The organism is Caldovatus aquaticus (genome assembly GCF_019458025.1).
Lineage (GTDB): Bacteria > Pseudomonadota > Alphaproteobacteria > Acetobacterales > Acetobacteraceae > Caldovatus > Caldovatus aquaticus.
In genome coordinates this window covers 1-23,819 of the sequence record NZ_JAHZUY010000055.1, presented here as the reverse complement: position 1 = coordinate 23,819, position 23,819 = coordinate 1, and the positions used below count along the sequence as shown (strand labels likewise).

Genomic DNA, 23,819 nt, shown 5'->3' with positions numbered 1-23,819 from the left:
GCCTGCGTCCCGCGATCGCCCGATTGTCCGCTGGCGCGCGCCCGGCCCGCCGCGGCCGGGGCTGCCGCCGCGGACCGCTTGGCCGGGGCCTTGCCCGGCCGGGCGGCGCGGGCACGGACGGCCGGGCTGTCCGCCTTGGCGCGTGTCCTGCCGGTCGCGCCGCCGGCCTGAGGGCGGCGCTTCGGTCGCTTCTCGTCCGTGTCTTTCGGGGAGCGGGCGATGGTGGCCTCCTCTGTCTTTCGCTCGGTTGCGGGGTCCTCGGGACCGCCGGGGCAGGCGCCGGTGGGCGGGTCCGGCCGGCGCCGCAGGTTGTTCGGCGCATCGGCGCCGTTGTCGAGACCGGCGGACCGTTCCCGCCCGGCGCGGTCGGCATGTCCGCGCCGGCGCTCCGGTCCCGGCCGGGCCGGCTCATGCCGCCCATCCGCTCGCGGCCGCGCTGCGGATGGCAGTCGCCGATTCGGGGCGCTCCGCCGCCGGGACGAAGGCCCAGGGCGCGTGCCTGCCGGCGTCCTCCGCCATGGCCAGCAACGCCCCGGGGCGCCGCCGGTGGCGGGCCAGCCGCCGTGCCGCCTGCCCGGCCAGCGCCCGCCAGGTCCAGCCGGGACGCGGCAGCACCGCGATCGGCGTCCGGCGCGCGATCTCGGTCCAGCGCCGCCAGCGCGGCAGTTGCGCCAGGTTGTCGGCGCCGAGCAGCAGCACGAAGCGGGCGCGCGGGAAGCGGCGGCGCAGGAGGGCGAGCGTGTCCACGGTGTAGCGCGTGCCGTTCCGCGCTTCCCAGTCGCTCGCCACGATGCGCCGGCCGTCGGCGATGCGGCACGCGCTCGCCAGCCGGCGCGCGAACGGCGCCATGCCGGCGGAGGGCTTCAGCGGATTGCCGGGCGAGACCAGCAGCCAGACCTCGTCGAGCCGCAGGGCCCGCAGCGCCTTCTCCGCCACGTGACGATGGCCGGCATGCGCCGGGTTGAAGCTGCCGCCGAGCAGGCCGATCCGCCGCCGCCGCCGGTCGCCCCAGCGCCCCGGCGGCGTCCTGCCGCCGCTCCGCGGCGCGCAGCGGTCCGACGCCGCCGCGGGGACCGCGCCGTTCCTGTCCCCGGCGCCTCCGCCCACGGCCGGCGCCGGGAGGGTGCGCCGCGCGCGGGCGTCGCCGCAGGCCCCGGCGCTCATGCCTGGCCGCGGGCGGTCACGGCGCGGGCGCGATGCGCACGCTGACGCTGGCCGGCCGGCCGGGCAGTAGGCCCTCGTAGCGCACGGTGTAGGTGCGGCCGGGCTCCGGCGTGATCAGCGGCGAGAAGCCGGCGATCGAGAGGAGCTGCCCCGCCTCCAGCCGCTTTCCGGCCTGCGCGAGGTCCTCGGCCAGGAAGGCGGCGGCGTTCAGGGGATGGCCGAGCACCGCGCTTCCCGGCATCCGCGCCAGCTGCCGCCCGGTGTCGTCGGTCATCGTCACCACCATCGTGCCGAGGCGGCGGGCGAAATCTTCCGTCGCCTCCACCGGGATCGGCTCGCCCAGCACGCCGAGCCGCGCGCCGGCGTTGGCCGCGAGCAGGTTCGCCGCGTCCGGCGGGCCGGAGAGCGGCAGATCGGCCAGCTCGATGTGGGGATCACCTGGTCGAGGTGGCGCAGGATCGCCACCGGGTTGCGGCCGGCGTTGTTGATGCCGTCGTCGCGCACCCGGACCAGGAAGTCGGACGCGACGACCGGCGCGGCGCCGAAGCGGGCCGGCACCTCGGCGCCGCTCCGCAGGCGCACGGTCTGCTCGAAGATCACGCCGCGGATCGGGTGGCTGACGCCGAAGCGCTGCTGCACCGGCGCGCTGGTGAGCGCGAGCTTGTAGCCGACCGGCCGCCCCCAGTGGCGCTGCAGGATGCGCACCAGCTTGTCCTGCGCGCACAGCCCGTCCGCGAGCGAGGTCATGCCGCCGAACAGCGGCGAGGTGCGGTTCGCCAGCAGGTTCCGGGCGAAGGCGTCCACCGCCTCGTCGGAGGGGCAGCCGGGGGTGGCGCGCGGCGCCGCCTCGGGCGCGGCCCGCCCGGCGGCGGCCGGCTGCGCGCGCGCCGCGGCGGCGGCGCAGGCGGCGCCGAGGAGAAGGGCGCAGGCGGCGAGCATCGGCGTCGGGCGGCGCATGGCGCGGCTCCTGTGCAGCGGCGCAGCACTCTAGCCGCGATCCCCGCGCCGCGGGAGGCGGTGGCGCCGCCGCGCGCGCCCGGCGCGCCGCGGCGGGCCGCTCACCGCACGCGGACGGAGACGCTCACCGGCTGCTCGAGCAGTCCCTCGTAGCGCAGGGTGTAGGTGCGGCCGGGCTGCGCCGGCACCGAGGGCGCGAAGCCGCCGAGCGAGACGATGTCGCCGGCGCGCAGCCGCCGCCCGCTGCGCGCCAGGTCGCCGACCAGCCACGGGATCACGTTCAGGGGATGGCCGAGCAGCGCGCTGCCCTGGGTGCGGGCGAGCTCGCGCGTGTCGTCGCTGAACACCACGGTCATGGTGCCGAGCCGGGCGGCGAAGTCCGCCTCGGCGCGCGCCGGGATCGGCGTGCCGACCACGCCGAGCCGCGCCGCCACGTTCACCGCGACCAGGCCGGGACCGTCCAGCGTGCCGCTGACGCCGCGGCGCGGCAGCTCGATGTAGGGGATCACCTGGTCGAGATGGCGCAGGAGGGCGACATGGTCGCGCCCGGCCTCGTTGATCGCCTCGTCGCGCACCCGGACCAGCAGGTCGGCCTCGACGCCGACATCGGGGACCGGCGGGGCGAGGGTCAGCTCGGCGCCGTCGCGCAGGCTGACCGTGCTCTCGAACATCACGCCGTACACCGGGCCGCTCAGGCCGAACATGCGCTGGACGGCGGCGCCGGTGGCGCCGGCCTTGTAGCCGATCGGGCGGCCCCAGTGGCGCGCCAGCAGCGGCACGAGCTTGTCGCGCGTGCATTCCGCATCGGCCAGGGACAGGCCGGCGGGGGCGGGCACCGGGCGGCCGGTGACGAGCGCCTCGGCCAGCCGCGCCACCTCCTCGTCGGAGAGGCAGGCGGCGCGGGCGGACAGGCCCGGCGCCAGCAGGGACAGGCCGCCGGCGGCCAGGAACAGTCGGCGATGCATCATGGCTTCCTCCCCGTGCGGCGGGGATCAGGGCCTGACCTGCCCGCTCCCCAGCACATGGTAGCGATAGGTGCAGAGCTGCTCCAGGCCGACCGGCCCGCGGGCGTGCAGCCGGCCGGTGGCGATGCCGATCTCGGCGCCGAAGCCGAACTCGCCGCCGTCGCAGAACTGGGTCGAGGCGTTCCACATCCCCACCGCCGAATCGAGCCCGTCGAGGAATTCCCGCGCCGCGGCGGCGTCCCCGGTGACGATCGCGTCGGTGTGCTCGCTGCCGAAGCGGCGGATGTGGGCGAGGGCGTCGGCCACGCCGTCCACCACCTTCACCGACAGCACCGCGTCCAGCCATTCGGTCGCGAAGTCCTGCTCCGTGGCCGGCTTGAGGTCCGGCACGATGGCGCGCGCGCGCGGACAGGCGCGGAAGTCGCAGCCGAGCGCGCGCAGGTCGGCGATCAGCAGCGGCAGCAGCGCCGGCGCGATCGCGGCGTCGATCAGCAGCGTCTCGGTCGCGCCGCAGATGCCGGGACGGCGCATCTTGGCGTTGGCGAGGATGCGCCGGGCCATGTCGTGGTCGGCGGCGGCGTGCACGTAGGTGTGGCAGAGCCCCTCGGCGTGGGCGAGGACCGGCACCCGCGCCTCCTGCATCACCCGCGTCACCAGGCCCTTGCCGCCGCGCGGCACGATCAGGTCGATCAGGCCCGCCGCGGCCAGCATGGCGCCGACGAAGGCGCGGTCGGCGGTCGGCGCGACCTGCACCGCGGCCTCCGGCAGCCCGGCCGCGCGCAGCCCCTCGAGCAGGCAGGCGTGGATCGCGCCGGCGCTCCGCGTGCTCTCCGAGCCGCCGCGCAGGATCACGGCGCTGCCGGCCTTGAGGCAGAGCGCGGCGGCGTCGGCGGTGACGTTGGGGCGGCTCTCGTAGATCATGCCGATCACGCCGATCGGCTGGGCGACGCGGCGGATCAGGAGGCCGTTGGGGCGGGTCCACTCGGCCAGCACCCGCCCGACCGGATCGGGCAGGGCGGCGACCTCCTCGAGCCCCCTGGCCATCGCCTCGACGCGCGCCGGGGTGAGGGTGAGGCGGTCGCGGAAGGCGGGCGTCAGGGAGTCGGCGGCGGCGAGGTCGGCCGCGTTGGCGGCGAGGATCTCCGGCGTGCGGGCGCGCAGCGCGGCGGCGGCGGCGGTGAGCGCGTGGTCCTTCGCGGCGCGCGGAGCGCGCGCGAGCACCGCGGCGGCGGCGCGGGCGGCCCCGGCGGCCTCGCGCAGCAGGCGGGTGGCGGGAGCCTGGTCGGCGGCGGCGATCACGGTCACGGCGCGGCGTCCTGTCCTGTGCCTCTTCGCGTGCCCGCGCGCCGCCGGAGGCGGCCGGGGCGAAGGGCGCACCCATCCGTAACGCGACGGGCCGGCGGCGGAAAGCGGGGCGCGCCGGCACCGGGCGCCCCCGGTCCGGCGGGAGGGCGCAGGTGCCAGGGGATCGCCGCACCGCCGCTTGGGTGACCGCTTGAGAGCGGCTTGGCGCGACGCGGCGGGGTGCCGTCGCGAAGGCCGCTGGTTGGTCGGCGGCTGAGCGAGGATCTTCTGGCCGGCCACCGCGCCGAGCGCTTCTATCGCGCGGTGCTCGGCGCCACCGTGAACCGGGTGTGGGAGAAGGGCAATCCCAGCCCCGTCTCTCCTCCCTCGCTGGGGATGGCGCCTTCGGCATCGCGGTAGGCGTCCGCGTCGGCGTTGAGGACGCGATCGCCGCGAGAGTGCGCAGCCCCGCCTCGAGTGATCGAGCATGGGCCGGAGGACCGGTCGTGGGCCACAGAGACTGGCCGTGCCGCGCGCCAGCCGCCGCGATGAGCCGCGATGACAAGGCTGCGAGGGTTGCGACGATCACGCGCTGCGGCAGCAGGTCGAAAGCAGGACGCAAGTGCCGCGCCACTGGCCTGGCCGGCAATGATGCTCCCGGTGCCGATCCCGCGAGCGTATTGACAGCAAGTGCGTTCGCTCTGGCCGATGACGTAGGGCTTCGGGAACGTCGAACCGCCGTCCCAGGGTCTGCGCCCAATTGGCGTGGGTGCGGCGCGATGATTCGCCCTGCCCAACGGCGGGGGGACGGACCGTGTCGCGCCTGTTCCGGCTGAGCGACGTGCAGTGGGCGGCGATCCAGCCGCATCCGGTCGGGTGTCGTCCTCAAGGCCGACACCCCAAGAATCATGCTTCTCCGCGCGCCGGAAGCCCCTTCTCAAACACGCTCTCAGGCTTGGAGGCAGCGCAGGACCGACTGCCCTCGCACCAGGGGGCGGCCGGCCGGGAGTGCGGACGGAATGGCGAATCTGCTGCTCAAGGCCCTGTCGGTGGCGGTGCTTGTTGCCGCCATGGCGTTCGCAGGCGCGCTGATCGCCCTCATCGAGCAGGGCGTCTCCGCGGAGCGGGGCGCGGTGCCGGCGGGATCCGCGGCGGGCCACGCCGCGGCGGCACCCGGCTGACCGGCCGCCGGGGCGCGGCAGCGCCGCGCCTGCCGCGGCGCGAAACAGGCTGCGGTTCCCCGGCCTGCCCGGAGCGCATGGCGCGGCCTGCCGGAATGATGGGGGCCGGCGCGGACCGGCGGCGCGGCCAGCGGCGGGGTTGCCTGCGGGCGCGCGCCCTTTGCCGCGGATCGCGACGCGCCAATTTGGCTTCCGGCACGTCTGCCGCGCCCGCGCCTTGCCCCGTGCGGGGGGCGGGCCTCGCCGCACGGAGGGCGACCCGGTCCATGGTCGAGAGCCTGCTCGCATTCGCCGCCGTCGGCTTCCTGGCGCAGACGGTGGACGGCGCCATCGGCATGGCGTACGGCCTGTCGGCCGCCAGCGTGCTGCTCAGCCTCGGCGTGGCGCCGGCGGTGGCCAGCGCCAGCGTGCACGCGGCGGAGGTCTTCACCAGCGGCGCCTCGGGCCTGTCGCACTGGCTGCTCGGCCATGTGCGGCGCGACCTGGTGCTGCGCCTCGCGGTGCCGGGGGCGCTCGGCGGCATCCTCGGCGCCTATGCGCTGGTCGGCCTGCCGATCGGCGCCGTGCGCATCGGCGTGAGCCTCTACCTGCTCGGCATGGGCGGACTGATCCTGTACCGGGCCTTCCGGCCCCGCTCCCCGGCGATGATGCGGCCGCGGCGCCAGATCCTGCTCGGCTTCTGCGGCGGGCTGCTCGACGCGATGGGCGGCGGCGGCTGGGGGCCGATCGTCACCTCGGTCCTGATCGGGCACGGCAGCGCGCCGCGCATCGCGATCGGCTCGGCGAGCCTGGCCGAGTTCGTCGTCACCGTCAGCGTGTCGGCGACCTTCCTGGTGACGATCGGGGTCTCGCTGTGGCCGGTCGTGACCGGTCTGGTGCTGGGCGGCGTCGTGGCCGCGCCCTTCGCGGCGGTGCTGACACGCTGGCTGCCGGAGCGGATGCTGACGGCGGTGGTCGGCGTGGTGGTCTCGCTGCTGGCGCTGCGCCTCCTGCTGACGGCGCTGGGCGGGATGGCGGGGGGAACGGGGTGATGCAGGGGTGGGCCCGCCGCCGCATCGCACGCCGCCCGGCGTGGGATCCGCTCTCGCCGGCGTGTCCGGGGACAGCCCCGCTCCGTGTCGTCGCCCTTTCCCTGCGCCGCGCGCAGGCGCGGCGGGCGACCATACGCCGGCGCCGGTCGCCGGCTGACCGGCGGGGGTTGCGCCGGAGCTCAGGCCGCCTCCCCGGCGGGCGCGGCCTCGCGGCCGCGGAGGAAATCGGCGGCCTTTTCCGCGATCATCAGGGTCGTCGCGCAGGTGTTGGCGGAGGGCATGCCCGGCATGATCGAGGCGTCCGCCACCCGCAGCCCCTCCATCCCGTGCACCCGCAGCCGGTCGTCCACCACGGCGGTCGGGTCGCTCGCCGGCCCCATGCGCGCGGTGCCGATCAGGTGGTAGGTCGTGGTACCGTTGCGCCGCGCGTAGTCCAGCAGCTCGTCGTCGGTCTGCACCTCCGGCCCCGGCATCGTCTCGCGCTCGACATACGGCGCGAGCTCGGGGGTGGAGAGCAGCCGCCGCACCAGCCGCATGCCGGCGAGGTGCACGCGCCGGTCCAGCGGGTCGGAGAGGTAGTTCGGCTGGATCTCCGGGTCCTCGAACACGTCGGCGCTGCGCGCGCGCACCCAGCCCGCGCTCTCCGGCCGGTGCTGCCAGGCGCCGGCGGTCATGCCGGGATAGTCGTCGAGGACGTAGGTGCGGCCCGGCGCGTAGCTGCCCGGCGTGAACACGCATTGCAGGTCCGGCGCATCGAGCCCCGTGAAGGACTTCCAGAACACGTGCACGTGCGAGGGCGAGGTGGCGAGGATGCTCGGCCGCCCGAGCGCCCAGCGCGCGATCTCGGCGCCGAGGCGGAGGCCGCGCGACAGCTCGTTCAGCGTCGGCACGCCCGGCCGCGCGCGCACCACGAAGCGCGAGGCGTAGTGGTCGCGGAAGTTCTCGCCCACCCCGCGCAGCTCGTGCACCACCGGCACGCCGATCCGCTGCAGCAGCCAGGCCGGCCCCACGCCCGAGACCTGCAGCAGCCGCGCCGTGTTCACCGTGCCGGCGCTGACGATCACCTCGCGCCGCGCCCGCACCTCCTCCTCGGGGCCGCCGCGCGCGCGGAGGTAGCGCACGCCGACGGCGCGCCGGCCCTCGAACAGGATGCGGCTCGCGCGCGCGCTGGTGCGCACCACGACGTTGCGCCGCGCCATGGCGGGCTTGAGGAAGGCGCGCGCCGCGCTCACCCGCCGCCCGCGCAGGATCGCGCGCTGGAAGTAGCCCACCCCGGCCTGGTCGCCGCTGTTGTAGTCCGGGTTGCGCGGGATGCCGAGGCCGACGCAGCCGGCGATGAAGGCCTCCGAGATCGGGTGGAGCCAGTCCATGTCGGTGACCGGGATGCCGTCCGCGGCGCGCCCGCGCACGCGCGCGTCGCCGAAGCCGATGCGGTTCTCGCTGCGCCGGTAGTAGGGAAGGCAGTCGGCGTAGCCCCAGCCGCGGTTGCCGCGCTGCGCCCAGGCGTCGAGGTCGGCGGGCTGGCCGCGGTTGTAGATCATGCCGTTGATCGAGGAGGAGCCGCCGAGCACGCGGCCCTGGGTGGTGGCGATCGGCCGCCCGCCGGTGTTCTCCGTCGGCTCGGTGCGGAACTGCCAGGTGCAGGAGGGGTCGAAGAGCGTCCTGATGAAGCCGGCGGGGACGTGGATCCAGGGGTTGCGGTCCGGCGGCCCGGCCTCCAGCACGCAGACCGTCACCGCCGGGTCCTCGCTGAGCCGGTAGGCGAGCACGGAGCCGGCCGCGCCGGCGCCGACGATCACATAATCGAAAGCGTCGGCGCCCGGGGCGGCGGTCGGCATCGCGGGAAGGTCCTCCGAATGGGGCCGCCGGCCTGTCGCGCCGTCCGCCCGCCCGGCCGGCATGGCGGGTCCGGTTCGCGCGCTCCGGCGCCCGCGGCCATTCTACCGTGCCGCGCGGGCCGCGCACGCGGCGGCAGCGGTCTCGGGGGCGGTCCGCGGCCGCGCGCGTCCGGTGGCGCGCCGGCGCGCCGGAATCGTCGCCGGAGGCGCGGCGCCGGCTGGATGGCGGGCGGCTCCATGCCGAATTGAGGGACGGGCGAGCGGTTCCCGAACCGGCCCGGCGCGCCGGCACCGGCGGACAGGCCGCTGGCCTGCCGCGCGTGTTGATCCCAGGGAGGCCGAGGATGACGATCGCGAACCGACTGCAGCAATACCTGGACGGCGCAGGGATCGGCTACGACACCGTCGCGCACCCGCGAACGATGACCGCGGCGCGGTCGGCGGAAGCCGCGCACGTGCCGGGGAGCCAGGTGGCGAAATCCGTTCTCGTGCACTGGGAGGACGGCTACTTCCTGGCCGTCGTCCCGAGCAGCCACCGCGTCGAGCTCGACACCCTCCAGGACATCGCGGACAGGCGTCTTGGCCTGGCCACCGAGGACGAGATCGCCAGGGTGTTCGACGACTGCGAACTCGGCGCCGTCCCGCCGGTCGGCGCCGCCTACGGCGTGCCGGTGTTCCTCGACGCGAGCCTGGACGCCGCCCCGGATCTGTATTTCGAGGGCGGCGACCACACCACGCTGGTGCATGTCAGCGGCGAGGCGTTCCGCGCGCTGATGAAGGACGCGCGCCGGGCGCGCTTCAGCCATCCGGCCTAGGGCGGATCGCGGACGGCGGGAAACGGCCGGAAGCGCGGACCGGCGCGTCAGGCGACGGGCCGGAGCCGCTGCCGCGCGCACGGCCGGGCGGGAACGGCTCCAGGGCGGAGCGCGGGCGGCCGGAAGCGCGGACCGGCGCGACGGACCACGCGCCGGGGCCGCCGCGGCGGGCACGGCCGGGCGAAGGCGGCCCTGGCGCCGGATCGGGCGGCGCCGGCGTCCGGGACGCTCCGCGGTCCGGGCGCCGCCCGCCGGAGAGGCGGGGGCGCCTCAGTCCGCGAAGCGCATCGCCACGCTGCCGAGCGGGCCGAAATCGGCGAACACCGCATCGCCCGGCCCGACCGGCAGCGGCACGAGGCAGGTGCCGGTGGTGACCACCTGGCCCGCGGCGAGCGTGATCCCGTGCCGCGACAGCTCGTTGGCGAGCCAGGCGAGGGCGGCGCGCGGATCGCCGAGCACGTTGGCGCCGACGCCCTCGCGCTGCAGCCGCCCGGCGACGGTCCCGCGCACGCGGTGCGCGGCGAGGTCGCGCGCGCGCCAGTCCGCCGCTGCCGCGGGGCCGAGCACGAACTGGTGCGCGCAGGCGTTGTCGGCGATGAGCTGCGCCGCGCCGACGGCCGCGAAGTCCGCGAAGCGCGAATCCGGGATCTCGATCGCCGGGTGCAGGGTGGCGACGGCGTCCAGCACCTCCGCCACGGTGTAGGGCGCGGCGCGCGGCGGCAGGTCGCGCGCCATGCGGAAGGCGAACTCCGCCTCGGCGACGCGCATGCGGTTGGCGCCGAAGGGCACCGTGGCGCTTCCCGCCTCGTGCCACCCCTCGGCGAGCAGCCGGCCGGCGAGCGGGCCGTCCACGCCGATATGCGCCTGGCCGGCGGCGCTGGTGGCGGCGATCTTCCACCCCAGCGGCGGATGCGCGCTGCGCGCGGCGAGGCGGGCCTGGATCGCGTAGCCCTCGGCCCGCGTCGCCGGGCGGAGCGCCTCGGGCAGCGCCGCGAGCCGCCGCCCCTCGCGCCAGTGCCGCCAGAGCAGCGCCGCCGCCTCGTCCGCCCGGTCCTCGCCTGGCATCGCGAGCCTCCTCACGCCGGCCAGCGCGGCGCGTGGGTGCCGAGCGGCACCGCGGGCAGCGCCCAGAAGGGCGGCGTCTCCTCGAGCTGCGCCGCGTGACGGAGGGCGGTGAGGCGGCCGAAGGGGCTGTCGCTCACCTCCAGCAGGTCGGCGATGTCCTCGAAGCGCTGCTCGGGGCAGGCAAGGCCGCCCTCGACCCGCCCGAGCGAGCGGATCCAGTGGCCGGTCGCGGCGAGCGAAACCCGCACATGCCAGCTTCCGCCCTCGCGCGCGCGGCGCAGCAGTGCGGCCATCGCCCCGAGCGCCATCAGGTAGCCCGAGGCGTGGTCGAGCGCCTGGCAGGGCAGGGGCCTGGGCTTCGTCTCGCCCGCCGCCGCGGCCTCCTCCAGGTTCATCCCGTTGGCGTTCTGCACCAGCGAGTCGAAGCCGCGCCGCCCGGCCCAGGGCCCGGCGTGGCCGTAGGCCGAGAGCGAGACGCAGACGATCCCCGGCCGGATCGCCGCCACCTGCTCCGGCGCGAAGCCGTGGCCGGCGATGGCGCCCGGGCGGTAGCCCTGCACGAACACGTCGGCCTGCGCGGCGAGGCCGCGCAGGGCGGCGCGGCCGGCCTCGCTGCGCAGGTCGAGATGCGCCGCGAGCTTGCCGCGCCCGGTGTCCATCACCAGCGTCGGCGTGAAGGGCAGGTGCGCGGCGGTGACGTTCAGCACCGTCGCCCCGTGCGCCGCGAGCGTCCGCCCGCAGACCGGCCCGGCGATGACGCGGGTGAGGTCGAGCACGCGCACGCCCTCCAGCGGGCGCCTCGGCGGACCGGCGGGGAAGGGGGTCGGCGGCGCCTCCCCGATGCGCTCGATCAGCAGCACCGGCAGGCCGGCCACCGCCCGGCCCTGCGGATGCGCGTCCCACTCCCCGGTCGTGCGCGCCATGGTGACGACGAGGCCCGCCGCAGCGGCCGCCGCCTCGAATTCCTCCGCGGTCCAGCGGGCGAGGGCGGCGCTCACCGCCGCACGATCGTAGCCGCAGCCGAGCAGGCGCAGCACGCCGTCGCGGTGGTGCGGATAGTTGGTGTGCAGGCGCAGCCAGCGCCCGTCGCCCGCCTGGTAGAGCCCCGCGATCCTGTCCCACAGCTCGGGCGCCGGCGTGCCGTCGAGGCGCAGGTGGCGCTCGGAGCGGAATTCGGCGGCCGCGTGGCGCATGGCGACGGCGACGCGCTGCGCGCGGCCGGTGCGGCCGCGCCAGACCTCCGCCGCGGCGAGGCCGGCGGCGGCGATCGCGGCCTGCGCCGCGGTGCCGACCGCGTAGGTGGAGGGCAGCACCGGCTCGCGCCCCTCCAGCGTGGCGGCGCCGAGCGCCTCCGCGGGCAGCCCGGTGTGGCGCCAGAGGCCGGCAAGGGCGTCGGCGGGCGGGATCGGGGCCATGATTCGGTGCGCCTCCGCGACAGGGCGGCGAGTGTGGCCCGCGCCGTGCGGCGCTGGCAATCCGTCGCCGCCCCCGCCCGCCGCGGCCGGCGCGGCGGGGCGCGCCGGCTCTCACTCCCGCCGGTGCAGGCCCTCCAGCACCGCGGCGTGGCGCTCGAGCACCGCCCGCCGCCGCACCTTCAGCGTCGGCGTCAGCAGACCGTTCTCGACCGTGAAGGGCTCGGCGATCGCGAAGCGCCGCACCCGCTCGACGGGAGAGAGCCTGGCGTTCACCCGCGCCACCGCCTCGGCGAGCCGGCCCTCCATGCCCTCCGCCGGCACGAGGAGCGCCACCAGCGCGGGCTGGCCCTCGCCGGCGACGACAGCCTGGGCGATCTCGGGCTCCGCCATCAGCAGGCCCTCGATCCTGGCCGGGCTCACCATCTCGCCGCCGAGCGTCTTGATGAAGTCGCGCTTGCGGTCGGTGATGCGGAGGTAGCCGTCCGCGTCTAGCGCGCCGATGTCGCCGGTGTGCAGCCAGGGCGGCGCGCCGGGCGGGTCGCCGGCCGCCGGGCGCAGCGCCGCTGCCGTCGCCTCCGCGTTGTTCCAGTAGCCGTCCATGACGAGGTCGCCGCGCACCAGGAGCTCCCCGTCCTCCGCGATGCGCACCGCGACGCCGGCGAGCGGCGGCCCGACCGTGTGGCGCCGGTTGGCCCAGGGCGGGTTGACCGAGACCACCGGCCCGGCCTCGGTCTGGCCGTAGCCCTGGATCACCGGCAGGCCGAGCGCGAGGAAGAAGCCCGAGAGGTCCGGGTCGAGCCGCGCCCCGCCCGAGACCAGCGCCACCAGCCGGCCGCCGAAGCGCGCGCGCACCCTGTCGCGCACCAGCCGCTCGAGCGCCGCGTCCTCGAGCCGTTCGAGCGGCCCGAGCGGCGGCCCGTCCATCCTCCTCAGGCCGAGGGCGATGGCGCGCGCGAACAGCCGGCGCCGCAGCGCCGGTCCCTTCTCGAGCTCGGCGAGCATGCGCGCGCGCAGCACCTCGAACAGCCGCGGCACGGCGGTGAGGACGGCGGGCCGGACCTCCTGCAGCTCCGCGGCCAGGCGGTCGGCGCCGCGCGAATAGACCACCTCCATGCCGAAGGAGGGCAGCAGGAAGCCGCCCACCGTGTGCTCGTAGGAATGCGACAGCGGCAGGAAGGAGAGATAGCGCTCCCCGGTGAAGTCGAGGCGCTCGGCCAGCACGCGCACGCCCTCGCGGTTGGCCAGCATGGCCCTGTGCGGCAGCATCACTCCCTTGGGCGCGCCGCCGGTGCCGGAGGTGTAGATCAGGCAGGCGAGACGGGTGGGCGGCGCGGCGTTCGCCTCCGCCTCCAGCAGGGCGGGATCGCCCGGCGCGGCGAGCGCCTCCTCCCAGCGGTGCACGGCCACCCCCTCGGGCGCGGGCGGCGGGTCGTCGCAGCAGAGGAGCAGGGCGAGGCCGGGGCCGCTCGCGCGCGCCGCGTCCAGCACCCGCTCGGCCAGGCGCCGGGTCGAGACCACGGCGGCGGAGGCGCCCGAATCGCGCAGGATGTGCGCGTGGTCGGCCACCGTGTTGGTGGTGTAGGTCGGCACCGAGACCGCGCCGATCGCCATGATCGCGGTGTCGGCGATCGGGAATTCCGGCCGGTTCTCGCTGACGATCAGCACCCGGTCGCCGGGCGCGACGCCGCGCGCGCGCAGGAAGGCGGCGACCGCGGCGACCTGGCGCGCGAACTCGCCCCACGCCATGCGGCGCCAGGCGCCGCCGCGCCAGTAGCGCAGCATCGGCCGCCCGGCCCATTGCCGGGCGCGCGCCAGCATCATGGCCGGCAGGGTCGGCCAGGTTCCGCGCTCGTACGCCATGCCCTGCCCCGGCGCTCCCCTCGTTCCGGCTCCCGCGTCATCCTGGCGCGGAGGGCCCCTCTTCGCCACCACCCGCCAGGGCTTATATGGGCGACGTGAGCCACATGCATCCCATGCCTGCCGCCGCCGTCCGCGCCCCGCTGGACGCCGGCGCCTCCGACGTCCTCGGCCCGCTGCCGGTCTGGGACCTCTCCGACCTCTACCGCGGCCCGGACGATCCGGCGCTCGCCGCCGATCTCGACCGCGCCGAGGCCGAGGCCAGGGCCTTCGCCGAACGCCACGCCGGCCGCCTCGGCGCGCTGGAGGGCGACGCCCTCGCCGCCGCGATCGCCGAGTACGAGCGGATCGAGGAGCGGCTCGGCCGGGCGATGTCCTACGCCCAGCTCGTCTTCTCGGGCGACGCCGCCGACCCGGCCAACGGGCGCTTCTACCAGACCGTACAGGAGCGGGTGACGGCGATCTCCTCGCACCTGCTGTTCTTCACGCTGGAGCTGAACCGGATCGAGGAACCGGCGCTGGAGGCGCGGCTCGCGGCGAGCCCCGCGCTCGCGCGCTGGCGGCCCTGGCTGCGCGACCTGCGCGTCTTCCGCCCGCACCAGCTCTCCGAGGAGCTGGAGAAGCTGCTGCACGAGAAGGAGGTCACGGGCCGCGCCGCCTGGACCCGCCTGTTCGACGAGACCGTCGCCGCCATGCGGGTGCCGGTCGCGGGCGAGGAGCTGACCGTCTCTGCGGCGCTGAACAAGCTCTCGGACCGCGACCGCGCGGTGCGCGAGGCGGCGGCGAAGGGCATCTCCCAGGCCTTCGGCGAGCGGATCCGGCTGTTCGCGCTGATCACCAACGTCCTCGCCAAGGACAAGGAGATCGTGGACACCTGGCGCCGCTACCCGCGCCCGACCAGCGCGCGCAACCTCGCCAACATGGTCGAGGACGAGGTGGTGGACGCGCTGGTCGCCGCGGTGCGGGAGGGCTATCCCCGCCTCTCGCACCGCTACTACGCGCTGAAGGCGCGCTGGCTCGGCCTCGAGAAGCTGCGGCACTGGGACCGCAACGCGCCGCTGCCGGAGGAGGAGGACCGCCTCGTGCCGTGGCAGGAGGCGGTGCAGCGCGTGCTCGACAGCTACGCCGCCTTCAGTCCCCGGCTCGCCGAGATCGGCGGCCGCTTCTTCGAGCGGCCGTGGATCGACGCGGCGCTGCGGCCGGGCAAGGCGAGCGGCGCCTTCGCCCATCCCACGGTGCCGAGCGTGCACCCCTACCTGCTGCTCAACTACCACGGCAAGCCGCGCGACGTGATGACGCTCGCGCACGAGCTCGGCCACGGCGTGCACCAGATCCTCGCCGCCGAGCAGGGCTACCTGATGTCCGGCACGCCGCTCACGCTGGCCGAGACGGCGAGCGTGTTCGGCGAGATGCTGACCTTCCGCGCCATGCTCGACGCCGAGAGCGACCCGCGCCGCCGCCGCGCCCTGCTCGCCGGCAAGGTCGAGGACATGCTCAACACGGTGGTGCGCCAGATCGCCTTCTACCGCTTCGAGACCCTGCTGCACGAGGAGCGGCGGCGCAGGGGCGAGCTGGCGCACGAGCGGATCGCCGAGCTGTGGATGGAGGTGCAGCGGGAATCGCTCGGCCCGGCCTTCGAGCTGACGCCGGACTACGGCGTGTACTGGGCCTACATCCCGCACTTCGTGCACACGCCCTTCTACGTGTACGCCTACGCCTTCGGCGACTGCCTGGTGAACGCGCTCTACGGCGCCTACCGCGAGGGCGCGGTGCCGGACTTCGAGGCCAAGTACCTCGACATGCTGCGCGCCGGCGGCACCAGGCGGCACAAGGAGCTGCTCGCCCCGTTCGGCCTCGACGCCTCCGACCCCGCCTTCTGGCGGCGCGGCCTCGACGTGATCGCGGGCTTCATCGACGAGCTCGAGGCGGGCGGTGTCTGACGCGACGCGCGGGGAGGAACGCGGCGAGAGCACGCTGTTCGGCGAGCTGCGCCGGATGGCGCGCACCTCCGGCGCGGTGGGGGGCATCGCCGCGCGCGTCGCGGGCGAGCGCCTCCTCGGCATCAAGACCGACCGCGCGGCGCATGCCGCGGACCTGAAGGCGATCCTCGGCGGGCTGAAGGGCCCGCTGATGAAGGTGGCGCAGTTCCTCTCCACCATCCCGGACGCGCTGCCCGCGGAATACGCCGCGCAGCTCGCCACCCTGCAGGCCAACGCGCCGCCGATGGGCTGGCCCTTCGTGCGCCGGCGCATGGCGGCCGAACTGGGGCCGGACTGGGAGAGGAAGTTCGCGCGCTTCGAGCGCGAGGCGGCGGCCGCGGCCTCGCTCGGCCAGGTGCACCGGGCGGTGCTGCCCGACGGCACGCCGGTCGCCTGCAAGCTGCAGTACCCGGACATGCCGAGCGTGGTCGAGGCGGACCTGCGCCAGCTTCGCCTGGCGATGAACCTCTACCGCCGGCTCGACAACGCCATCCAGCACGACGAGGTGTACGAGGAGCTCTGCGAGCGCCTGCGCGAGGAGCTCGACTACCTGCGCGAGGCGGCGCAGATGCGCCTCTACGGCATCATGCTCGCGGGCGAGCCCGCCATCCGCGTGCCGCGCCCGATCGAGGGCTACTGCACGCGCCGCCTGCTCACCATGACCTGGCTCGAGGGGCGCGCCCTGCTGCGGCGGCTCGAGGAGGAGCCGCCGCAGGAGGAGCGCAACCGCTACGCCGAGGCCCTGTTCCGCGCCTGGTACGTGCCCTTCTACCGCTACGGCGTCATCCACGGCGACCCGCACCTCGGCAACTACCAGGTGCGGCCGGACCAGCACGGGATCAACCTGCTCGACTTCGGCGCCATCCGTGTCTTCGCCGCCCGCTTCGTCACCGGCGTGATCATGCTCTACGAGGCGGTGCGCGACCGCGACGACGACAAGGCGCACGCGGCCTACGAATCCTGGGGCTTCACCGGCCTCTCGCGCGAGAAGATGGCGGTGCTGAACCTGTGGGCGCGCTTCCTCTACGAGCCGCTGCTCGACGACCGCGTGCGCCGCATCCAGCTCAGCGACGATCCCGCCTACGGGCGCAAGGTGGCGGAGCAGGTGCACGCCGGCCTGAAGCGCACCGGCGGCGTGCGCCCGCCGCGGGAGTTCGTGCTGATGGACCGCGCCGCGGTCGGCCTCGGCAGCGTGTTCCTGCGCCTGCGCGCGGAGCTGAACTGGCACCGGCTGTTCCAGGAGCTGATCGCCGACTACGACGAGGCGAAGGTCGCCGAGCGCCAGGCGGCGGCGCTGCGGGCGGCGGGGGTGCCGGGGGCCGGGTGAGCGGGCGGGCGCGGCCCTCCGCGGCGGTCAGGCCTTCTCCCCGGCGTAGGGGTTCCGCGTCTCCCGGAGCTGCAGCCGGATCGGCACCCCGGGCATGCCGAACGTCTCGCGGAAGCTGTTGACCAGGTAGCGCCGGTAGTCCTCCGGCAGCTCCTCCACCCGCGTGCCGAACACCACGAGCGTCGGCGGCCGGGCCTTCGGCATGGTCACGTAGCGCAGCTTGATCCGCTTGCCGTCCACGACGGGCGGCGGGTGGCGCTCCTTCGCCGCCTCGAACCAGCGGTTCAGCTCGCCGGTGCCGACGCGCCGGTTCCACAGCGCGTAGGCCTCGCGCACCGCCGGCATCAGCTTCTCCACCCCGCGGCCGGTCAGCGCCGAGAGCGGCACCACCGGCACGCCGCGCAACTGCGGCAGGCTCGTCGCCAGCACGTCGTCGAGCCGCTTGCGCGCCGCGGCGCGGTCCGCCACCGCGTCCCACTTGTTGAGCGCGATCACCACCGCGCGCCCCTCGCGCTCGGCGAGGCGGGCGATGCGCAGGTCCTGCTCGTCCATGCCGAGCAGCGCGTCCACCACCAGCACCACCACCTCGCTCTCGCGGAGCGCGGCGATGCTGGCGCCGACCGACATCTGCTCGAGCGCCGCGCCGCGCGCGACGCGGGCGCGCTTGCGCATCCCCGCCGTGTCCACGAGGCGCACGCGCCGGCCGGTCTCGTCGGTCCATTCGACGGCGACGGCGTCGCGGGTCAGGCCGGGCTCCGGCCCGGTGATCATCCGCTCCTTGCCGATCAGCGCGTTGAGCAGGGTGGACTTGCCCGCGTTCGGCCGGCCGACGATGGCGAGGCGCAGCGGCTGCTCCCGTTCCTCCTCCGCCGGCGCCTCGGCTTCCGCCGCCGGCAGCGCCGCCGCGATCGCCTGGTGCAGCACGCCGATCCCCTCGCCGTGCTCGGCCGAGACGGGGATGGGCTCGCCGAGGCCGAGCTCGTAGGCCTCCAGCGCCTGCTGCCCGCCGGCCTTGCCCTCGGCCTTGTTCGCCACCAGCAGCACCGGCTTGCGCGCGCGCCTGAGCCAATTGGCGAAGGCGCGGTCGGCCGGCGTGATGCCGGCGCGCGCGTCCACCACGAACAGCGCCAGGTCGGCCTCGCGCAGCGCCGCCTCGGAGGAGGCGCGCATGCGGCCGAAGATGCTCTCCGGCGGCGCCTCCTCGAGCCCCGCCGTGTCCACGAGGCGGACCCGGCGGCCGGCGATCGTCGCCTCGGCCTCCTTGCGGTCGCGCGTCACCCCCGGCGTGTCGTCCACGATGGCGAGCCGGCGCCCGACCAGCCGGTTGAACAGGGTGGACTTGCCGACATTGGGCCGGCCGAGGATGACGACGGTGGGAAGCCGCCCGGTCATGGCAGGGGCCCGGCGCGCCCGGCGCGGCTCAGGCCGAGGCCGTCCCGCGCAGCGCCACCAGCGTCGCGTCGTCGGTGGCGAGGTAGAGCGTCCCGCCGGCCACCGCCGGCTGCAGCGTCACGCCGCCGGGCAGCCGCCGCCGCTCCAGGATCCGCCCCTCGGCCGGCTCGACCGCCACCAGCTCGCCGCCGCTGCCGGCGACGTAGAGCCGCCCGCCGGCCAGCACCGGCGCCGCCCAGTACACCCGCGGCGGCTCGCGCCGCCCCTCGCGCGGGCGCCGCAGGTCGGTCACCCAGCGCACGCGGCCGTCCTCGCGGCCGAGCGCAGCGAGCTCGCCATCGCTCGTCAGCAGGAACAGCCACTCGCCCACCGACCAGGGCGCCTCGGTGCCGGCGACCTCGCGCTCCCACAGCCGCCGCCCGGAGCGCAGGTCGATCGCGATCGCGAGGCCGCCCATGCCGATCGCATAGACCCGGCCCCGGTCCACCACCGGCAGGGCGCGGATGCCGGCGATCTCCGCGAGGCTGCTGCCGCCCGCGGGGGCCAGCGTCTCGGTCCACAGCACCCGCCCGTCGGCGGCGCGCAGCGCCGACAGCTCGCCGGAGGCGAAGCCGGCGACGACGATGTCGCCCTCCACCGCCGGAGCCGGCAGGCCGAGCGGCACGGCGGTCGCCGGGCTCGCGCGGTGGGTCCAGAGCCGCCGCCCGTCCTCGGCCGAGAGGGCGAGGAGCTGGTTCTCGATGGTCGGGACGAAGATCCGCCCGCCGGCGACGGTCGGCGCGCCGCGCGTCGGCGCGGGCAGCCGCGTCCGCCAGCGCACGGTGCCGTCGGCCGGAGCGACCGCGAGCATCTCGGCGAGGCCGGAGGCGACGTAGAGCGTGTCGCCCTCGAACGCCGCGCCGCCGCCCACCGCGCCGTCGCGTTCCTGCTCCGGGCGGCTGTCCAGGCGCCAGCGCCGGCCGCCGGTGGCGGCGTCGAAGGCCGAGACGACGCCGACCGCATCCACCGCGTAGGCCGTGCCGCCGGCGACGATCGGCACGCCCGTGATGCGGCTGCGGTAGCCCGAGCCGGTGCCGAAGCCGGCGCGCCAGACCTCGCGCAGCGCGCCGCCGTCGCCCTCCAGCGCCGGGTGGCCGGGCGCGTGGCTCGGCCCGCCGCCGGCCTGGGGCCAGTCCGGGTTCAGGGCGGGAGGCGGCAGGCTGACGGGGCGCGACAGCAGGGCCTCGTCCGCCGCGAGGCCGCCGCGCCGCTCGGCGGCGCCGAGCACGGAGCGGCGCTCGCCGGAGAGCGGCACCTTGCGCTCGCCGAGCAGGTCGTCGAGCCACTCGCAGCCGCCGAGCAGGCCGGCGGAGGCGAGCAGCAGGGCACGGCGGCCGGCAGGCGGGAGCGCGCGCATCAGCCGCCGAGCCCCGCGGCGATGCGGCCGGCGCGGCCGCGGATGCCCTGCGGCGCGGTGACGTCCTCCGCCAGCGCCTGCAGCATCCGTCGCGCCGTCTCGCGCTCGCCGCGCTTCAGGGCGAGCAGGGCGGCGACCTCGCGGGCGGAGGCCTGCCAGGGATTGGCGGAATCGGTCAGCGGCGCGACGCGCTCGGCGAGGCGGGCGAGGTCGGCGGCCGGGGAATCGAGCGAATGCAGCACGAGGAGCACCGTGGCGAGATCGCGGTAGAGCGGGTCCACGCCGGAGTCGCGCGCGATCCCGTCCCAGAGGGCGAGCGCCGCCTCGCGCTCGCCCGTCTCGGCCTTGAGCGCGGCGGCGCGCAGCGCGGCGAGGACGCGGTAGCCGCCCGGCGCCTCGCGCGCGATCGCCGCGAAGCGCTCGGCGGCGGCCCGGAGGTCGGCGCCCGGGGCGCCGGCATCGCGCTCGGCGGCGAGGTAGGCGGTGGCGGCCGCCGCGAGCTGGCGCTGCCGGTGCCACTCCCACCCCTGCCAGGCGGCGACGCCGAGGACCACGAACAGCGCCGCGCCGATCACCAGGCTGCCGTACCGCTTCCAGAGCCGGGCGGCGCGTTCGGCGCGGAGGTCCTCCTCGACCTCGTCGAAGATGTCGGGCAAGGGCAGCGACTCCCGGGACAGGCGCGGCGGACCATAGCCGGGCCTTGGCGGTGCGTTAAGCCCGGCGCGGTATCGGTCGCCGGGCCATGTGCCGCTCCGCCCCCGCGCCCCCCGCCCGCCGGCGTCCGCCCCGGCTGCTGCTCGCGGCGCTGTCGCTGCTGCCCCTGCCGGGCTGCGCCGCGCTCGCGCCCTGGCTGGCGGCCGAGGCGGCGTCGGTAATGGTGTTCGACCGCGCGATCGGCGATGTCGTCGTCTCGGCCGTCACCGGACGCGACTGCTCGGTGGTGCGGCTGGACATGGGCCAGCCCTATTGCCGGCCGGAGGAGCCGGCGCCCGCGCGCCCGCCGCTCTGCACCCGCAGCCTCGGCGCGGTGGACTGCTGGCGCGTCGCGCCGCCGCACGCCTGGCCGCCCTATCGCGGCGTCGCGGACGGACCGGGTCCCGAGGACGGGGCGGAGCGGGGCCGGCGCTGGCCCGCCCTGTTCTGACGCGGCGCGCCGTCGGCCGCGCGAGGGGCCGGGCGGCTCAGCGGCAGGAGCAGGCCCGCCCCGCGCCGCCGAGGTTCCGGCGGGCGAATTCCTGCGCGTCCGAGAGGTAGCGGAAGCGGGGGCCCATCTGGCACACGCCGGAGCCGCGCGCGATGCGCATCTGCTCGGGATCGCGCCCGTCCACCTCGATCCTGCCGTTGGCGCAGTAGACGAAATAGTCGGCCAGCGCCGCCGTCGGCGTTGCCAGCGCGACGGCGGCGACGAAGGCGGCGGCGAGCGGCGTGCGCATGGCGGCGGACCCTCCCTCTGGCCGTTGCGGCACGGGGATGATGCGGCGCGCCGCGGGCCGGCGGCAAGCGCGCCGGCGGGCGGGGGCGCGCGAGGGGCGGGGCTTCGTCAGCGCCCGCCGAGCGCCGCCTCGGCGTCGCGCACGGCCTGCAGCGGCAGCGCGGCGCGCCCGACCACCCGGCCGCCGACCACGGCGAGCCAGCGCCGGTCGGGGTCCGCCGGCGGGCGCAGCTCGACCACCCGCGCGTCCGCGTCGCGCGCCGCCGCGCGGCGGAGCCGCCAGCCCGCTCCGCGGGGCTCCGGAACGCGAACGACGCGGGCGATCGCCTCGCCCGCGTCGTCGCAGCCGACCCACTCCCGGGTCCGGTCCGCGTCGTCCGGACCGTCCCCGTCCTCCGTGCGGCCACGCACCCAGCGGAGCCGCACCGGGGGACCTCAGGCGCTCTTGGCCATGATCTCGTCCGCGATCTGCCGCGGCACGGGATCGTAGTGGTGGAACTGCATCGAGAAGCTGGCGCGCCCCTTGGTCATGCCGCGCAGGTTGGAGATGTAGCCGAACATCTCCTTGAGCGGCACGTGGGCACGGACGATGACGGAGGTGCCCGCCATGTCCTGGCTCTGGATCACGCCGCGGCGCCGGTTGAGGTCGCCCACCACGTCGCCGACGTGATCGGCGGGCGTCGTCACCTCGACGTCCATGATCGGCTCGAGGATCACCGGGCCGGCCTTCTTCATGCCCTCGCGGAAGCAGGCCTTGGCGGCGATCTCGAAGGCGAGCGCCGAGGAGTCCACGTCGTGGTACTTGCCGTCCACGAGGGTGGCCTTGAAGTCCACGGTGGGGAAGCCGGCGAGCACGCCGGTGTCGGCCTGGGTGCGGATGCCCTTCTCGACCGCCGGGATGTACTCCTTCGGCACCGCGCCGCCGACCACCTGGTTCTCGAACACGATGCCGGAGTTGCGCTCCAGCGGCTCGAAGACGATCTTGACCTCGGCGTACTGGCCGGAGCCGCCGGTCTGCTTCTTGTGCGTGTAGGTCTCGGTGTGCGCGCGCGTGATGGTCTCGCGGTAGGCGACCTGCGGCGCGCCCACGTTCGCCTCCACGCCGTACTCGCGCTTCAGCCGGTCGATGACGATCTCGAGGTGCAGCTCGCCCATGCCGGAGAGGATGGTCTGGCCGGTCTCCGGGTCGGTGCGCAGGCGGAGCGAGGGATCCTCGCCGGCCAGCTTCTGCAGGCCGAGCGTCATCTTCTCGATCGCGTCCTTGGTCTTCGGCTCGACCGAGATGTCGATCACCGGCACCGGGAAGGCCATGCGCTCGAGCACCACCGGGTCGGCCGGGTCGGCGAGGGTGTCGCCGGTGGCGGTGTCCTTCAGGCCGACGAAGGCGACGATGTCGCCGGCATAGACCTCCTTGATCTCCTCGCGCTTGTCGGCGTGCATCTGGAACATGCGGCCGATGCGCTCCTTGTGGCCCTTTGTGGTGTTGAGGACCATGTCGCCGGTGCGCGCGACGCCCGCATAGACGCGCACGAAGGTCAGGTTGCCGTACTTGTCGTTGATGATCTTGAAGGCGAGCCCGGCGAAGGGCGCCTTCTCGTCGGCCTTGATGACGCGGCGCTCGGAGTCCTCCGCCTCGCCCTCGGCGGCGGCGACCTTGATGCCCGGGATGTCCACCGGCGAGGGCAGGTAGTCGATCACCGCGTCGAGCAGGGGCTGCACGCCCTTGTTCTTGAAGGCGGTGCCGCACAGCACGGGGCGGAAGGCGCCGCTGATCGTGCCCTTCTTGATGCAGCGCTTGAGCGTCTCGACCGCGACGTCGCCCTTCTCGAAGTACTCCTCCATCGCCGCGTCGTCCACGCTGAGCGCGGTGTCGAGCAGGATCTGGCGGTACTCCGCCGCGCGGTCCTTGAGGTCGTCGGGGATCGGCGCCTCGTGGAACTTGGCGCCGAGCTCGTCGCCCTCCCAGATCAGCGCCTTCATCCCGACCAGGTCGACGACGCCCTTGAAGGTGTCCTCGATGCCGATCGGAAGCTGCAGCGCCACCCAGGTGATGCCGAGCTTCTCCTTCAGCGTGTCCGCCGCGCGGTAGAAGTCGGCGCCGGTGCGGTCCAGCTTGTTGATGAAGATGATGCGCGGGACGTTGTAGCGGTCGGCGAGGCGCCAGTTGGTCTCGGACTGCGGCTGCACGCCCGCCACGCCCTCGATGATGAAGACCGCGCCGTCGAGCACGCGCAGGGACCGGTTGACCTCGATGTTGAAGTCGATGTGGCCCGGCGTGTCGATGATGTTGATCCGGTGGCCCTTCCACTCGCAGGTCACGGCGGCGGAGGTGATGGTGATGCCCCGCTCGCGCTCCTGCTCCATGTAGTCGGTCGTCGTGGTGCCCTCGTGCACCTCGCCGATCTTGTGGGAGCGGCCGGTGTAGAAGAGGATGCGCTCGGTCGTGGTGGTCTTGCCGGCGTCAATGTGGGCCGTGATGCCGATGTTCCGGATCCGGTCGAGCGGGGTGCGCGCCACGATGGGCCTCCATACGCGAAAACGGGCCCGACCGCGGGGGTTCTGCCCCGCGTCGCCCGTGGTCTGGTTCGGAAAAGGGATTGGCTACCGAGTTCCCGGGGGAGAAATGCGCAATCGCGGCGGGATTTGCAAGCGCCCCGCCGGCGCCCCGGGACCCGGCCGGCGCATGCCGCCCGGCGCGGGGCGCAGGGCTCGCGCCGCCCG

21 protein-coding genes are annotated in these 23,819 nt (G+C 75.7%); 6 read left to right on the top strand and 15 right to left on the bottom strand.

Annotated elements, in window-relative coordinates:
* Positions 1-408: 408 nt before the first annotated feature.
* From K1J50_RS15280 to K1J50_RS15260, 5 genes are all read right to left on the bottom strand, one after another.
* Complete coding sequence (locus tag K1J50_RS15280; RefSeq protein ID WP_369413619.1) at positions 409-1,107, bottom strand: nicotinate-nucleotide adenylyltransferase; 699 nt, start codon at positions 1,105-1,107, stop codon at positions 409-411.
* 73 nt (positions 1,108-1,180) lie between these two features.
* Entirely contained in the window at positions 1,181-1,489 is a 309-nt protein-coding gene (locus K1J50_RS15275) for a hypothetical protein (RefSeq protein WP_220118623.1), read from the bottom strand.
* On the bottom strand, positions 1,441-2,121 hold the full coding sequence (locus K1J50_RS15270; protein WP_220118622.1) for a hypothetical protein: 681 nt from the start codon (positions 2,119-2,121) through the stop codon (positions 1,441-1,443). The genes K1J50_RS15275 and K1J50_RS15270 overlap by 49 nt, the downstream gene beginning before the upstream one ends.
* Before the next feature lie 101 nt (positions 2,122-2,222).
* On the bottom strand, positions 2,223-3,089 hold the full coding sequence (locus K1J50_RS15265) for a 2-keto-4-pentenoate hydratase (RefSeq protein ID WP_220118621.1): 867 nt from the start codon (positions 3,087-3,089) through the stop codon (positions 2,223-2,225).
* A gap of 24 nt (positions 3,090-3,113) precedes the next feature.
* Complete coding sequence (locus K1J50_RS15260; RefSeq protein WP_408869378.1) at positions 3,114-4,391, bottom strand: glutamate-5-semialdehyde dehydrogenase; 1,278 nt, start codon at positions 4,389-4,391, stop codon at positions 3,114-3,116.
* Positions 4,392-5,389: 998 nt separating this feature from the next.
* On the opposite strand from K1J50_RS15260, the gene K1J50_RS15255 reads away from it, so the two are divergent.
* Entirely contained in the window at positions 5,390-5,551 is a 162-nt protein-coding gene (locus tag K1J50_RS15255; protein ID WP_220118620.1) for a hypothetical protein, read from the top strand.
* A gap of 266 nt (positions 5,552-5,817) precedes the next feature.
* The gene (locus K1J50_RS15250) at positions 5,818-6,582 is read left to right on the top strand and encodes a sulfite exporter TauE/SafE family protein (protein ID WP_220118619.1); all 765 of its coding nucleotides are present in this window, start codon (positions 5,818-5,820) and stop codon (positions 6,580-6,582) included.
* A gap of 179 nt (positions 6,583-6,761) precedes the next feature.
* On the opposite strand, the gene K1J50_RS15245 is transcribed toward K1J50_RS15250, so the two are convergent.
* Positions 6,762-8,420, bottom strand: coding sequence for a GMC family oxidoreductase (locus K1J50_RS15245; protein WP_220118618.1), 1,659 nt, complete (start codon positions 8,418-8,420; stop codon positions 6,762-6,764).
* 344 nt (positions 8,421-8,764) lie between these two features.
* On the opposite strand from K1J50_RS15245, the gene K1J50_RS15240 reads away from it, so the two are divergent.
* Positions 8,765-9,235 carry an aminoacyl-tRNA deacylase gene (locus K1J50_RS15240; RefSeq protein WP_220118617.1) on the top strand — a complete coding sequence of 157 codons (471 nt, stop codon included), beginning with the start codon at positions 8,765-8,767 and terminating at the stop codon, positions 9,233-9,235.
* 270 nt (positions 9,236-9,505) lie between these two features.
* On the opposite strand, the gene K1J50_RS15235 is transcribed toward K1J50_RS15240, so the two are convergent.
* From K1J50_RS15235 to K1J50_RS15225, 3 genes are all read right to left on the bottom strand, one after another.
* Positions 9,506-10,300 (bottom strand): 2-keto-4-pentenoate hydratase, encoded by a 795-nt coding sequence (locus tag K1J50_RS15235; protein WP_220118616.1) that lies wholly within the window; start codon positions 10,298-10,300, stop codon positions 9,506-9,508.
* Between the two features lie 11 nt (positions 10,301-10,311).
* On the bottom strand, positions 10,312-11,715 hold the full coding sequence (locus K1J50_RS15230; RefSeq protein WP_220118615.1) for a CoA transferase: 1,404 nt from the start codon (positions 11,713-11,715) through the stop codon (positions 10,312-10,314).
* A 111-nt stretch (positions 11,716-11,826) separates the two neighbouring features.
* Positions 11,827-13,575, bottom strand: coding sequence for an AMP-dependent synthetase/ligase (locus K1J50_RS15225; protein ID WP_220118614.1), 1,749 nt, complete (start codon positions 13,573-13,575; stop codon positions 11,827-11,829).
* A 113-nt stretch (positions 13,576-13,688) separates the two neighbouring features.
* On the opposite strand from K1J50_RS15225, the gene K1J50_RS15220 reads away from it, so the two are divergent.
* Positions 13,689-15,512 (top strand): M3 family oligoendopeptidase, encoded by a 1,824-nt coding sequence (locus tag K1J50_RS15220; protein WP_220118625.1) that lies wholly within the window; start codon positions 13,689-13,691, stop codon positions 15,510-15,512.
* A 55-nt stretch (positions 15,513-15,567) separates the two neighbouring features.
* The gene (locus K1J50_RS15215) at positions 15,568-16,878 is read left to right on the top strand and encodes an ABC1 kinase family protein (protein WP_220118626.1); all 1,311 of its coding nucleotides are present in this window, start codon (positions 15,568-15,570) and stop codon (positions 16,876-16,878) included.
* A gap of 27 nt (positions 16,879-16,905) precedes the next feature.
* On the opposite strand, the gene der is transcribed toward K1J50_RS15215, so the two are convergent.
* Genes der through K1J50_RS15200 form a run of 3 tightly spaced genes read right to left on the bottom strand, consistent with a single transcriptional unit; the run spans position 16,906 to position 20,322 of the window.
* Positions 16,906-18,270, bottom strand: coding sequence for a ribosome biogenesis GTPase Der (der, locus tag K1J50_RS15210; protein WP_220118613.1), 1,365 nt, complete (start codon positions 18,268-18,270; stop codon positions 16,906-16,908).
* A gap of 28 nt (positions 18,271-18,298) precedes the next feature.
* Positions 18,299-19,666 carry an outer membrane protein assembly factor BamB family protein gene (locus K1J50_RS15205; protein WP_220118612.1) on the bottom strand — a complete coding sequence of 456 codons (1,368 nt, stop codon included), beginning with the start codon at positions 19,664-19,666 and terminating at the stop codon, positions 18,299-18,301.
* The gene (locus K1J50_RS15200) at positions 19,666-20,322 is read right to left on the bottom strand and encodes a tetratricopeptide repeat protein (RefSeq protein ID WP_220118611.1); all 657 of its coding nucleotides are present in this window, start codon (positions 20,320-20,322) and stop codon (positions 19,666-19,668) included. Before K1J50_RS15200 ends, K1J50_RS15205 begins: the two co-directional genes overlap by 1 nt.
* Positions 20,323-20,408: 86 nt before the next feature.
* Here K1J50_RS15200 and K1J50_RS15195 point away from each other — a divergent pair, with 86 nt between their 5' ends.
* Positions 20,409-20,810 (top strand): hypothetical protein, encoded by a 402-nt coding sequence (locus K1J50_RS15195; protein ID WP_220118610.1) that lies wholly within the window; start codon positions 20,409-20,411, stop codon positions 20,808-20,810.
* Between the two features lie 37 nt (positions 20,811-20,847).
* Here the strand turns inward: K1J50_RS15195 and K1J50_RS15190 are convergent, their stop codons facing one another.
* The 3 genes from K1J50_RS15190 to fusA form a co-directional block, all read right to left on the bottom strand.
* Positions 20,848-21,099, bottom strand: coding sequence for a hypothetical protein (locus tag K1J50_RS15190; RefSeq protein WP_220118609.1), 252 nt, complete (start codon positions 21,097-21,099; stop codon positions 20,848-20,850).
* Positions 21,100-21,206: 107 nt separating this feature from the next.
* Positions 21,207-21,509 carry a hypothetical protein gene (locus K1J50_RS15185; protein ID WP_255575329.1) on the bottom strand — a complete coding sequence of 101 codons (303 nt, stop codon included), beginning with the start codon at positions 21,507-21,509 and terminating at the stop codon, positions 21,207-21,209.
* A gap of 24 nt (positions 21,510-21,533) precedes the next feature.
* Positions 21,534-23,615: an elongation factor G gene (fusA, locus tag K1J50_RS15180; protein ID WP_220118607.1), complete on the bottom strand. Its 2,082-nt coding sequence runs from the start codon at positions 23,613-23,615 to the stop codon at positions 21,534-21,536.
* Positions 23,616-23,819: the final 204 nt, after the last annotated feature.